General features: G+C 59.4%; 11 protein-coding genes. 7 read left to right on the top strand and 4 right to left on the bottom strand.

What is annotated here, in order from left to right:
• Positions 1-222 precede the first annotated feature (222 nt).
• The 4 genes from J3348_RS03445 to acpP are packed head-to-tail and all read right to left on the bottom strand — an operon-like array spanning position 223 to position 3,225.
• Positions 223-1,167, bottom strand: a complete 945-nt coding sequence (locus J3348_RS03445) for a beta-ketoacyl-ACP synthase III (protein WP_005939758.1) — start codon at positions 1,165-1,167, stop codon at positions 223-225.
• Complete coding sequence (locus tag J3348_RS03440) at positions 1,164-2,117, bottom strand: acetyl-CoA carboxylase carboxyltransferase subunit alpha (RefSeq protein WP_005939761.1); 954 nt, start codon at positions 2,115-2,117, stop codon at positions 1,164-1,166. Before J3348_RS03440 ends, J3348_RS03445 begins: the two co-directional genes overlap by 4 nt.
• Positions 2,114-2,986 (bottom strand): acetyl-CoA carboxylase, carboxyltransferase subunit beta, encoded by an 873-nt coding sequence (gene accD / locus J3348_RS03435; RefSeq protein WP_097774750.1) that lies wholly within the window; start codon positions 2,984-2,986, stop codon positions 2,114-2,116. Before accD ends, J3348_RS03440 begins: the two co-directional genes overlap by 4 nt.
• Before the next feature lie 11 nt (positions 2,987-2,997).
• The gene (gene acpP / locus J3348_RS03430) at positions 2,998-3,225 is read right to left on the bottom strand and encodes an acyl carrier protein (protein ID WP_005939770.1); all 228 of its coding nucleotides are present in this window, start codon (positions 3,223-3,225) and stop codon (positions 2,998-3,000) included.
• A gap of 243 nt (positions 3,226-3,468) precedes the next feature.
• Here acpP and J3348_RS03425 point away from each other — a divergent pair, with 243 nt between their 5' ends.
• From J3348_RS03425 to J3348_RS03395, 7 genes are all read left to right on the top strand, one after another.
• Positions 3,469-4,149, top strand: a complete 681-nt coding sequence (locus tag J3348_RS03425) for a GntR family transcriptional regulator (RefSeq protein WP_207698296.1) — start codon at positions 3,469-3,471, stop codon at positions 4,147-4,149.
• A 173-nt stretch (positions 4,150-4,322) separates the two neighbouring features.
• Positions 4,323-5,783, top strand: coding sequence for an NAD(P)/FAD-dependent oxidoreductase (locus tag J3348_RS03420; RefSeq protein ID WP_207698295.1), 1,461 nt, complete (start codon positions 4,323-4,325; stop codon positions 5,781-5,783).
• Positions 5,784-5,786: 3 nt separating this feature from the next.
• Positions 5,787-7,019, top strand: a complete 1,233-nt coding sequence (locus J3348_RS03415; protein WP_207698294.1) for an FAD-dependent oxidoreductase — start codon at positions 5,787-5,789, stop codon at positions 7,017-7,019.
• Positions 7,016-7,378 (top strand): DUF1667 domain-containing protein, encoded by a 363-nt coding sequence (locus J3348_RS03410; RefSeq protein WP_207698293.1) that lies wholly within the window; start codon positions 7,016-7,018, stop codon positions 7,376-7,378. The genes J3348_RS03415 and J3348_RS03410 overlap by 4 nt, the downstream gene beginning before the upstream one ends.
• Positions 7,379-7,728: 350 nt before the next feature.
• A complete protein-coding gene (locus J3348_RS03405) occupies positions 7,729-8,208 on the top strand; it encodes a MarR family transcriptional regulator (protein ID WP_097774755.1) in 480 nt (159 codons plus the stop codon).
• Positions 8,195-9,940, top strand: a complete 1,746-nt coding sequence (locus J3348_RS03400; RefSeq protein WP_207698292.1) for an ABC transporter ATP-binding protein — start codon at positions 8,195-8,197, stop codon at positions 9,938-9,940. The genes J3348_RS03405 and J3348_RS03400 overlap by 14 nt, the downstream gene beginning before the upstream one ends.
• Positions 9,930-11,576 carry an ABC transporter ATP-binding protein gene (locus J3348_RS03395; protein ID WP_207698291.1) on the top strand — a complete coding sequence of 549 codons (1,647 nt, stop codon included), beginning with the start codon at positions 9,930-9,932 and terminating at the stop codon, positions 11,574-11,576. Before J3348_RS03400 ends, J3348_RS03395 begins: the two co-directional genes overlap by 11 nt.
• Positions 11,577-11,800: the final 224 nt, after the last annotated feature.

Raw genomic sequence — 11,800 nt, 5'->3', positions numbered from 1 at the left:
ATCCTATCGGTAAGCGTCCTCGCCCTCTCAGTCTCGCTCTGCTCGACAGATTCCCCCTTTTGTCGCTTCGCGACATCTTCCCCCGGCGCGGGGGAAGTCTTTCCTCAAAGGAAGAGCCCTTGGCAGTACGGTAAACTTTTCGGTTTTGCCAAAGGCTCCCACTTTGGGGGAGCTGTCACCGAAGGTGACTGAGAGGGCGAGCCCGTTTGCCGAACATGATTTTTACTCTTTGTATTGAAAAATTGCGCCGCCCCATGTCAGGCCGCCGCCAAAGCCGATGCAGGCCAGAAGCTGGCCCGGCTGCAGCTGCCCGTTCTCGGCAAGCTCGTTCAGGGCTACCGGGATGCTGGCGGCACTGGTGTTGCCGTGGCGGTCCATGTTCTTGTAGAACTTTGCCGGGTCGGCCTTCAGCGCCCGCACGCAGTGGTCGATGATGCGGCTGTTGGCCTGATGGCAGACCACCCACTCAAGATCATCGAGGGTCAGCTGTGTTTCATCCAGCACAGTGTGCAGGCACTTGGGCAGGGCATCCACTGCAAAGCGGAATACGGCCTTGCCGTCCATGGTGATGGGCGCAGAACCTGTGCGGTTCGGCCCGCCCGCATGGAGAACATCGCTGCCGCGCGCGCCCAGCGTCAGAGCAAAGGGAGTGTCCGACAGCTGAAAAATGGCAGCACCGGCTCCATCCCCAAACAGTACACAGGTGGAGCGGTCGGCGGGGTCCATCAGGCGGGAAAGGGCTTCGCACCCAATGACGAGGGCATACTGTCCACCCAAAGTTGTCAGCAGTCCCCGCGCCACGGCTATGCCGTAGAGGAAGCCGGAACAGGCCGCGTTGACATCCAGCGCAGGCCGGTCCTCGGGAAGGCCCAGCGCCGCCTGCACCTGACAGGCTACACTGGGGGTCGCGTCTGGGGCGGACAGGGTGGCACAGATGCAGCACCCGATCTGCGCAGGGGCAAGGCCGCTGCGGGCCAAAGCCTGCTTTGCGGCGGAAATGGCCAGCGTGGCGGCAGATTCATCCTCCGTGCACCAGTGCCGGGTGCGGATGCCGGTGCGGCTGGTGATCCACTCGTCGCTGGTATCCACCATGCGGCTCAGATCTTCGTTGGTGACCGTTCGGCCGGGGATGGCCCCGCCGGTGGCGATCAGCTGTAAACCACTCATGCGTTCCTCGTTTCTCCGATCTGGCGGTATTTTTTATAGCGCTGGTCGGCCAGCTGGCGGCCGCTCATGCGGCACAGCTCTTTCAGGTGCACCCGCAAAGCAACATCCAACTGTTCAAACAAGGCTGCGTGGCTGCGCTGTGCGCCGCCCAACGGTTCCGGGATCACCTGCTCCACGATGCCATCGCTGTACAGATCCTGCGCGGTCAGCTTCATCATCTCGCAGGCTTCGCCGCTGCGGGAAGCATCCTTCCACAGAATGCTGGCAAAGCCCTCGGGGCTGAGCACCGAGTAAACGGCATTTTCCAGCATGAGGATGTGGTTTGCCACACCCAGTGCCAGCGCACCGCCGGAAGAGCCTTCGCCGGTGACAACGGCAATGACCGGCACGGTCAGGCCGCTCATTTCCATCAGGTTGCGTGCAATGGCTTCGCCCTGACCGCGCTCCTCGGCATCCTTGCCGGGGTAAGCGCCCGGTGTGTCAATGAAGGTGATGATGGGCCGGCCAAACTTTTCGGCCTGCTTCATCAGGCGCAGGGCCTTGCGGTAGCCCTCCGGCCCCGGCATACCAAAGTTACAGGCCAGATTTTCTTCCAGTGTGCTGCCCTTGCGGTGGCCGATGACCGTCACCGGCAATCCGTGAAAACGGGCGATGCCGCCTAGAATGGCAGGGTCTTCCTTGCACTGACGGTCGCCGCGCTGCTCAAAGAAGTCGGTGAACAGGGCAGAAACAGTCTCATCAATGTGGGGGCGCTCCGGGTGCCGGGCCAGGAACACCCGATCCTCGGCGGTCAGCGGGCCGCAGGTGCGCAGGATCTCGTCCTCTTCCACAGCCAGCTCTGCCAGCTCGGAGGCATGGGCCGTGATGGCATCCATCTCGTTGCCGCTGCCTTTCAGCGCGGCGATCTGGGCATCCAGCGGAGCCAGCTGCTCTAAAATTTCCTTGATCATTCGTGTTTTCCTCCTGCATGGAGCTGCAAGACCTGGATCAGGGTATCCCGCAGCTGGCTGCGGGGCACCACCTGATCCACAAAGCCGTGCTCCATCTGGAACTCGCTGCGCTGGAATCCGGCAGGCAGCTTTTCGCCAATGGTCTGCTCAATGACCCGCGGACCTGCAAAGCCGATCAGCGCGCCAGGCTCTGCCAGCATGATGTCGCCAAGGCTTGCAAAGCTGGCCGTCACACCGCCGGTGGTGGGGTGGGTGAGCACACTGATGTACAACCCGCCCTTTGCCGAAAAGCGCTGGATGGCGGCACTGGTCTTTGCCATCTGCATCAGGCTGAAAATGCCCTCCTGCATCCGCGCGCCGCCGCTGGCCGAAAAAATAACCAGCGGCAGGTGCTTTGCGGCGGCGTACTCGATGGCGCGGGTGATCTTGTCGCCCACGGCAGTGCTCATGCTGCCCATGAAAAAGCGGCTGTCCAGCACGGCAGCCACGCAGGCCACCCCGCCGATGCGGCCGGTGGCCGTTACAGCGGCTTCGCGCAGGCCGGTCTTGTTCTGGGCGGCGGCAAGCTTTTCACGGTAGCCCGGAAAATGCAGCACATCCTGCGGAGCAAGGTCGGCATCCAGTTCCCGGAAGCTGCCGTGGTCCAGCACCAGACTGAGCCGGTAGTACCCGCCAATGGGCATGTGGTAGCCGCAGTTGGGGCAGACGTAAAGGCTTCTTGCCCACAGGGTGCGTGCGGCGCGGCGGCCGCACTGCTTGCACTCCACAAACTGCTGCTCGTGCCAGACGGCACCGGCATCCCGCTTGGCCTTCAGCTGGAAGGTGCGCTCCCGCATTCGGCCGGGGAAAAGATCTCGGATATCGTTCATTGCTTTTTGCCTCAGATATGTGCAGTGATGTAGTTGTAGATATCGCCCACGGTCTTGAGCTTTGCCAGCTCTTCGTCCGGGATGGACACGCCGCAGGCATCTTCCAGAGCCATGTTCAGCTCCACGGCATCCAGACTGTCGGCCTCCAGATCCTCGGTCAGGCTGGCCTCCATGGTCACCTTGTCCTCGTCGCAGTTCAGGGTATCGACAACGATCTTCTTCATTTCTTCAAACGTCATGGTAGTAGTCTCCTTTGATTTGTTTTGAATATCTAAATTTTTTGAAGTTTCTTGCGAACACGACCATTATAGCCGAATCGTTGGATAAGTCAAGAATAATAGTTAAAATATTTTATCTTTTACAATTCTGACACAGTTTTCTTCCTTTTATATATTGTCCTCTTTTACGCCGGTGTGCAGTGTGGTATACTTGACCCAGCAGTCTGAGAACAGTGTTTCCCTGTGAGGGAAAGGAGCCTTCCGATGATTACGATTTCAGAGCGCAGAGAGCATGAATCTGCAAAAAGTTTTGTTCTGCGGGTATTGATCGATAATATTATCAATACCCGTCTAGAGCCGGGTGAAAAACTGAACGAGCCGGAATTGTGCGAACAGCTGGGGGTGAGCCGCACCCCCTTCCGGGAAGCAGAGCTGGAGCTGGCGCAGCGGCGGCTCATTGAGATCCGGCCCAAGATCGGCACCTATGTTTCTCTCATCGATGCGGAGCTGGTGGAAGAAGTGCGCCATCTGCGCGCTGTGCTGGAAGCAGAGATCGCCCGCATGGCGTGCGAAAAGCTGACCTCGGCGGATATCGACCAGCTGTGGGAGAACGTGGCGCTCTGGCGCATGTACATTGAGCGTGCACAGGAAGAAAAGATCTTTGAGCTGGACAAGGGGTTCCACCGGCTGCTTTATGTGCAGTGCGGCTGCCCGTACTGGTACGATCTGGTGGAAAATCTGGCTCCGCATTTTGACCGCACCACCATCCTCAGCTTCCGCTGCAGGCCCGCAAAAACGATCTACGAAGATCACGTCAGCCTGCTGAAAGCCATTGAACAGAAGGATGCGGCGGCAGCACACCGCATTGCCGGGCAGCATATGCAGCGCTACACGGAGAACCTTTCTGCGATCCGGGAAGCATTCCCACACTATTTCAAAGCTTGAAACAACCGTATCACGTTCAGAAATGCCGTATCTATGCCAAAAGATGCGGCATTTTTTTGTGCAGTTTTTTGCCGGAAACGGCTTGACAGAGATTATGAAATGTTATATATTTTAGTCAATGAAATATATAACATAAAAGCCGGATCTCCAAATCAGGAAGAAAGGTGGATACCATGAAAAAACAATACGATGTGGTCATCATCGGTGCGGGTGTTGTGGGCAGCGCCATTGCACGCGAACTTTCGCGCTACAAATTGAGCATTGCAGTGCTGGAAAAAAATCTGGATGTCTGCAACGAGACCAGCGGCCGCAACTCTGCGGTGGTGCACGGCGGCTTTGCCAACCCCATTGGCAGCCTGAAAGCAAAATGCTGCGTGGAAGGCAACCGCATCATGGATCAGCTGGCCGAAGAGCTGAACTTCCCGTTCAAGCGTTGCGGCAAGGTGCTGGTGGGCAACACCCCCGAGGACATGGAGCAGCTGGAGCGCACCATGAAGCAGGGCACTGTCAACGGCTGCACCGGCCTTGAGATGATCGATGAAGCAAAGCTGCACGAGCTGGTGCCAGCCGTGGTGGGCAAGTTTGCCATGTGGTCCAAAAACAGCGGCATCATGGACCCGTTTCTGTACACGGTGGCTCTGGCCGAGAACGCACACGCCAACAGCGTGGACTTCTTCTTTGACCACAAGGTAGAGGCTATCACCCGGGAAAATGAGCTGTACTACCTGCATACTGCCCATGGCGATTTCTGCACCCGCTGGGTGGTCAACGCCGCTGGTCTGGGCGCAAAGCAGATCTCCGACCTGCTGGGCCTGACCGGCTACCGTGTCATCGGCTCCCGCAGCAACTACATCATCCTGCACAAGCGCATGGGCAAGCTGCTGCCCATGCCGGTGTACCCGGTGCCCAGCAACACCTATATGGGCATCCACATCACCCCCACCGTGGACGGCAACGTGACTGTTGGCCCGGACGCGGAGAACACCGATGTGCTGGACGACTACAGCGTGCCGCAGGCCAACATGGACAGTCTGGCCGTGGAGGGCGCAAAGCTGTGGCCCCACATCTTTAAAAAGGATCAGATCCGCACCTTCGCCGGCATCCAGCCCAAGTGGGTGGATGAAAACGGTGCCATTCAGGACTGGAAGGTGGAGATCCGGGACGACGTGGCACCCAATGCCGTCAACCTCGTGGGCATTGAATCCCCGGGCCTGACCGGCAGCGTGCCGCTGGCCCGCTACGTCATCGGCCTGATGCAGGAGCGCGAAAAGTTTGAGGAAAACCCAGACTTTGACCCGCACCACAAGGGCATCGTCAAGTTTGCCGGGTGCACGCCGGAACAGCAGGCAGAGCTTATCGCGCAGGACCCCGATTACGGCGAGATGATCTGCAGCTGTGAGGAAGTGACCAAGGCCGAGATCCTGCAGGCCATCCACAACCCGCTGGGCGTTTCCACCATGACCGGCATCAAGTACCGCACCCGCGCCATGATGGGCGGCTGTCAGGGCGGCTTCTGCCAGATGAAGATCGAACACTTCATTGAGCAGGAGCTGGGCACCGAGCCGGAGAATGTGCGTTACAGCCGTCAGGGGTCATGGGTACTCACCGGCAATATGCGGAAGGAGGAGAACTGAGCGATGGAACAGAAAGACGTTGTGATTATCGGCGGCGGCCCTGCAGGTCTTGCCGCAGCGGTGGAGCTGCACAAGCAGGGCATCCGCAACATGATCATTCTGGAGCGCGAGGCGATGCTGGGCGGCATCCTGCGCCAGTGCATCCATGACGGTTTCGGTCTGGGCCGCTTCGGCGAGAGCCTGTCCGGCCCGGAATATGCACAGGCGTTCATTGATGAGGTGAACAAGCGTGAGATCCCCTACGAGACCAGCGCCACTGTGCTGAGCCTGACGGCAGATCGTGTCGTCACCGCCTCCACCCGCAGCGGCCTGCGCCAGTATCAGGCAAAGGCTGTGGTGCTCGCCATGGGCTGCAAGGAGCGCAGCCGCGGCGCACTGGGCATTCCCGGCGAGCGTCCGGCGGGCGTGTTCACTGCAGGCACCGCGCAGGCTTACATGAACCTCTACAACCGGATGCCCGGCAAGGAGGTCGTCATCCTCGGCTCCGGCGATATCGGCATGATCATGGCACGCCGCATGACGCTGGAAGGCGCTCATGTGCAGGCAGTGTTCGAGCTGATGCCCTACCCCTCCGGCCTGCCGCGCAACATCGTGCAGTGTCTGGATGACTACAATATCCCGCTCTATCTCAGCCACACCGTCACCGAGATCCATGGCCGTGACCGTCTGACCGGCGTGACCATCTCCGAGGTGGACGCGAACCGTCGGCCCATCCCCGGCACCGAGAAGGAGTACAAGTGTGATACGCTGATCCTCTCCGTGGGCCTGATCCCGGAGAACAAGCTGCTGGAGGATGCCGGCATCGCCATTGACCCCCACACCAACGGCGCTGTGGTGGACGAGAACCTGCAGACCAACGTGCCCGGCGTGTTCTCTGCCGGCAATGTGCTGCATGTGCATGATCTGGTGGACTTTGTTTCCATGGAGTCCGAGGCACTGGCACGCCACGCTACCGCCTACGTTGAGGGCAAGGGCATCGACTCCTGCACGCTGGACGTGAAGTGCGGCGAGGGCGTGGGCCACACCATCCCGCAGAAGGTCAGCGGCAAGAACGACTTCAGCCTGTCGCTGCGCGTGCGGAACCACTACCGTGACTGCCGCATCGTGGTGCGCCAGAACGGTGTGGAGGTTGCTGCCAAGAAGATGAAGAAAGCCATTCCTGCGGAGATGATCCAGTTCAAGGTCTCTGCTGCCAAGCTGCAGGAAACGGGCGCACTGGAGGTGTCGGTGGAATGAAAAAGCAATTTACCTGTATCGTCTGCCCCAACGGCTGCGAGATCGAAGCCGAAGTTGAAAATGGTCAGGTGATCTCGGTCACCGGTCACACCTGCCCCCGCGGCGAACAGTATGTCCGTCAGGAGCTGACTGCGCCCCGCCGCACCATCGCCAGCTCAGTGCTGGTCAAGGGCGGCGAGCTGCCTGTTACCAGCGTCCGCCTGACCAAGGCCGTCCCCAAGGATATGATCTTCCCGGTGATGGACGAGATCCGCAAGGTGGTGCTGACCGCCCCCGTCAAGGCAGGCACCATCGTGCTGCACAACGTCTGCGGGCTGGACAGTGACGTGATAGTCACCAAGAATGTGGATGCCTGCTGACCGGCTGAAATAAAGAAATACGAAAAAACAGTCCTGATCGTCTGCCTGCTTTTACAGCGGACACGGTCAGGGCTGTTTTGATGCTATAAACCTGTTGACATGATGTGGAAATGGGCTTGTGACGGCCCCGACGTGGGAAAGGACTGCGGCAAACGCCAAAAGCGGGCAATGCCGCAGCATATGGCTGGTCTGTACAGGCGCGGCCCATGCACTGGGTGTGGAGCCTGCCAGCATTGCAAAAATACGGGCACAAAAAGAACTGTTTGCATTTTGGAAACGAGATGCTATACTGTTGATTGTACATACAACGATGTAGATACAACTTCCTGCAATGAAGCCCGGAGGAGCCTATGGATATTACGGAACGAAAAATCACAAAGATCGCGCGCGAAGCGGAAAAACTGGTCCTGCTCACGATGCGGGAGGAAGGGGTCGGCACAGCAGAGATCGACCTGATCCATGCAGTGCGGCATCACCCCGGCTGCACGCAGGCGCAGCTGGCGGAACTGCTGCACGCAGATAAGGCTGCCATTGCGCGGCGGACAAAAAATCTGGAAGCAAAGGGTCTTCTGATCCGCAGAGATGCCCCCAGCGACCGGCGCAGCCAGCTGCTGTACCCCACCAAAAAGGCGGAAAGCCTGAGATCCTCCAAGGCAGAGATCGAAGCGGCCTTTTACGAATACCTGACCAATGTGCTCACCGCCGAGGAAGCCGCTGCCTTTGCCGCTGCGCTGAACAAGCTGTACACAGCATCCAAGACCGAGAGCCGCGCGGGCTTCCCGCATTTCCGGAAAGCTGCAGGAGGTGAGGCTGCTCATGAAAAAGGATAAAACGTTCCGCCCGGACAGGGTGCTCTCCTATTTCAAAGCAGAGTGGCTCCCGCTGGCCTTTGTCACGCTGTCGGGCCTTGTGTATAACATCGGCCTGCTGGCAACGCCTTGGTTCGAGGGCCGGCTGGCCCAGTGCCTTGCCGACATTCTGGGCGGCAGCGAGACGGCGGCAAAAATGGCCATGCTGGTGCTGGCCTATATCGTGGTCACGCTGGCGGTGCAGGCGGCGCGCTTTATCAAGCGCTTTTATGTCCGCCGCTTTGCCAACAACATCAACCGCCGGATGAAGGGCATCCTGTATGCCAATCTGGTGCGGCAGAGCCGGGCGGCGCTGGAAAAAGAAGGCGCCGGTGAACTGATGACCAAGACCATCTCGGATGTGGACGACTGCGTAGAGGGGATGCGCAAGTTCACCACCGAGATCTTTGATACCGGAGTGGCGCTGGTGGGCTATGCTGTGATGCTGCTGGTGTACGACTGGCGGCTGGCGCTGCTCAGCCTGCTGTTCACGCCGTTTTCCTACATGTGCGCGGCATGGATGAAAAAGCCGGTGCAGCGCGCCGGCGCGGCGTACAAAAAGGCGGCAAGTGCGCTGAGCGCTGCCACCCTTGACCGCGCCCGGAATGCTGTGACCTACCGCATTTACGGCTGTGAGGATGCCCGCGTAGAAAAGTACGAGGAAGCCCTGAACACCTACGAAAAAACAGCCGTGCGCAACAATGTGTGGCAGTCCGCTCTGCCGCCGCTGTATCTGGCAGCGTCTGAGGCAGGCGTGCTGTTCATTTTGTGGTTCGGCGCTAAAAATGTGCTCGGCTCCGGCTGGAGCACATGGGACATTGCGGCGTTCACCACCTTTCTTTCCTGCTTCACGAAACTGGTGGTCAAATCCTCCAAGGTGGCAAAGCTGTTCAACTCGGTGCAGAAAGCCGAGGTCTCGTGGAAGCGCATCAAGCCGCTGATGAAGCAGCCGGAACAGCTGGAAGCATTGAATATTCCGGCGGCGCAGGACGTGACGCTGGAAAACCTCTCCTTTTCCTATGGCGAAGGACCCATCTTTTCCGGCCTGAGCCTGACGGCGCACCCCGGTGATATCGTTGGCATCACCGGCCCGGTGGCCTGCGGCAAATCCACCTTCGGCAGGGTGTTCCTGTGCGAAGCACCCTACGGCGGCTCGGCAAAATTTGGCAAAACGGAATTTGCTGCCCTGACCCCGCGGCAGATCTCTGCCACCGTTGGTTACTTGGGCCATGATCCGGAGCTGAGCGCCGATACGGTGCAGAACAATGTTCTCTGCGGCAGTGAACAGGATGCCATGCCGTGGCTTGCTGCCGCCGCGTTGGACGGCGAAGTGCTGGCCATGGAAAACGGTGTGGATACCGTCATCGGCCCCAGCGGCACCCGCCTTTCCGGCGGTCAGGCCCAGCGCTTGGCACTGGCAAGAACGCTGGCCCACCCGCGCCCGGTGCTGATCCTGGACGACCCGTTCTCTGCGCTGGACCGCCATACCGAGGATACCGTGTTTGCCGATTTGCAGAGTGATGCAAAGGATAAGGTGGTCTTCCTCATCTCGCACCGGCTGTACCACTTCCCGCAGATGCAGAAGGTGATCTTTATGGACGGCGGTAAAACCACCGTTGGTACCCATGCCCAGCTGATGGAAACGGTTCCGCTGTACCGCCAGCTGTACGAGAGCCAGACGGTGCAGAAAGAAGGCAATCTGGATGAAGAGTAAAAAGGATAACGGCGTATTTGAAAACATCCGCATGGCCGCCATGTCGCATCATCTGCTCACGGCGGGCACCATCCTGTGCGTGGCGGCATCGGTGGTGGCATCACTGCTGCCGCCGCTGCTGCTGGCCGGTATCATTGACCGGCTCACCGCAGGCATCCCGCTCACCATTGCAACAGTGCTGCTTTACTTTGGCAGTCTGGCGCTGGAAGGGGGGCTTTCCTCCGCGCAGGAAAGCCTGCTGGTGCTCTTTGGCCAGAAAATGACCCACGCGCTGCGGTCGGAAATGTCCCGGAAGCTTACTCGGCTGCCCGCAAGCACGCTGGCAGGCCAGAACCCCGGCGAGGTGGCGGCACGCTTTTCCGGCGATGTGGACACGGTGGAAGCGCTGTTCACCTCCGGCATCATCAGCATGGCGGCAGATGCCTGCCGCATCATTTCCATCATGGCGGTCATCGCGGTAAAAAACACCGGCATTGCGCTGGTGCTGCTGCTGGTGCTGCCGCTGTTTGCGGTGTTCACCCGCCATGTGCAAAAGCGGATGTTGGCCGCACAACTGGATAACCGCCGTGCCGTTGCAGCTGTCTCCGGTCAGGTGCCGGAGACGCTGCACAACATCCGCACCATCCGGGCGCTGGGGCTGGAAAGCTATAGGGAACGCCGCTATGACCGCTGCATCGGCGAGAGCTACGCCGCTATGGAGCGCACCAATTTTTACGATGCCATCTATTCGCCGGTGGTGCTGGCGCTGAACGCGGTGGTGGCAGGCATCGTGATGCTGCTTTCCGCTTCCGGCAATGCCATGGTGCTTACATTCTTTGGGATGTCGGTGGGTACCTCGGTGGCGATCATCAACTACATTTCCCGCATTTTTGCTCCCATTGAAAGCCTTGGCATGGAGATCCAGACCATCCAGTCGGCCATGGCAGGTGTCAAGCGCATCGATGCCTTTCTCGCTCAGCCGGAGCGCACGATCCCTGCCGAGCGCCGGACCGCTGCGCGCGGGGATGTGGAGCTTGCGCATGTGACCTTCGGCTATGGCGAAAAGCCCGTCCTGAGTGATTTCTCCATGACGGTAAAGCAGGGCGGGCAGGTCACGCTGGTGGGCCGCACCGGTGCGGGCAAGAGCACGGTGTTCAAGCTTCTGCTGGGCCTGTACCAGCCGCAGGCGGGCACTGTTACCATTGGCGGCGTGGATGTGGCACGCATCACCGACCGCGAGCGCCGCACCTGCATCGGCTGCGTGGAGCAGCATTTCTCCCGTGTGCCGGGCACCGTGCTGGAGCAGATCACGCTGGGCGATCCGCAGATCACTGCAGAGATGGCACGGAATGCGGCAAAGCTTGCAGGTATTGACGAAGCCATTCAGGCCCTGCCGGAAGGCTGCGACACCGTTTGCAGCGATGGCATGTTCTCGCAGGGCGAGTGGCAGCTGCTGTCCATTGCCCGCGCTGCGGCGGCGGACCCGGCTGTGCTTTTGCTGGACGAGGTCACGGCAAATCTGGACGCTGAAACGGAAGCCCGTGTGCTGGAAGCACTGCGCCGCGCCTCTGCAGGCCGCACGGTGCTCTCAGTCTCCCACCGCATTTACGAAAACCTGGGCGGCAGAACGGTGAAGATCGAGCCGCAGAGCATGTGAACCGAAACATTTTTCGCAATGCACGAAAAACGTTTCATCTCTTGACAGAACAGGCGCTGTGCTGTAAAGCAAGGCGCGAAAGCCGGGCAAAGCTCGTCTCGTTCTTTCAGGAATGGTAAGGAAGATCAAAAATCTGTTTTTTCATGTCAGACATAAAGATACTTCTTGTTCTTTCGCAGAGAAAGGAATATAATGAGAAAGATAAGATCACCAGCATGCACATG

The sequence above is a fragment of the Faecalibacterium sp. Marseille-Q4896 genome, assembly GCF_017377615.1.
Lineage (GTDB): Bacteria > Bacillota > Clostridia > Oscillospirales > Ruminococcaceae > Faecalibacterium > Faecalibacterium taiwanense.
Note: the sequence above shows the minus strand (reverse complement) of the source record. Positions and strands in the feature narration are given on the sequence as shown.

Bases quoted from the DNA above. Each gene is read 5' to 3' on its own strand.
- J3348_RS03445 (WP_005939758.1), bottom strand. From the start codon at position 1,167: ATGAGTGGTTTACAGCTGATCGCCACCGGCGGGGCCATCCCCGGCCGA.
- J3348_RS03440 (WP_005939761.1), bottom strand. From the start codon at position 2,117: ATGATCAAGGAAATTTTAGAGCAGCTGGCTCCGCTGGATGCCCAGATC.
- accD (WP_097774750.1), bottom strand. From the start codon at position 2,986: ATGAACGATATCCGAGATCTTTTCCCCGGCCGAATGCGGGAGCGCACC.
- acpP (WP_005939770.1), bottom strand. From the start codon at position 3,225: ATGACGTTTGAAGAAATGAAGAAGATCGTTGTCGATACCCTGAACTGC.
- J3348_RS03425 (WP_207698296.1), top strand. From the start codon at position 3,469: ATGATTACGATTTCAGAGCGCAGAGAGCATGAATCTGCAAAAAGTTTT.
- J3348_RS03420 (WP_207698295.1), top strand. From the start codon at position 4,323: ATGAAAAAACAATACGATGTGGTCATCATCGGTGCGGGTGTTGTGGGC.
- J3348_RS03415 (WP_207698294.1), top strand. From the start codon at position 5,787: ATGGAACAGAAAGACGTTGTGATTATCGGCGGCGGCCCTGCAGGTCTT.
- J3348_RS03410 (WP_207698293.1), top strand. From the start codon at position 7,016: ATGAAAAAGCAATTTACCTGTATCGTCTGCCCCAACGGCTGCGAGATC.
- J3348_RS03405 (WP_097774755.1), top strand. From the start codon at position 7,729: ATGGATATTACGGAACGAAAAATCACAAAGATCGCGCGCGAAGCGGAA.
- J3348_RS03400 (WP_207698292.1), top strand. From the start codon at position 8,195: ATGAAAAAGGATAAAACGTTCCGCCCGGACAGGGTGCTCTCCTATTTC.
- J3348_RS03395 (WP_207698291.1), top strand. From the start codon at position 9,930: ATGAAGAGTAAAAAGGATAACGGCGTATTTGAAAACATCCGCATGGCC.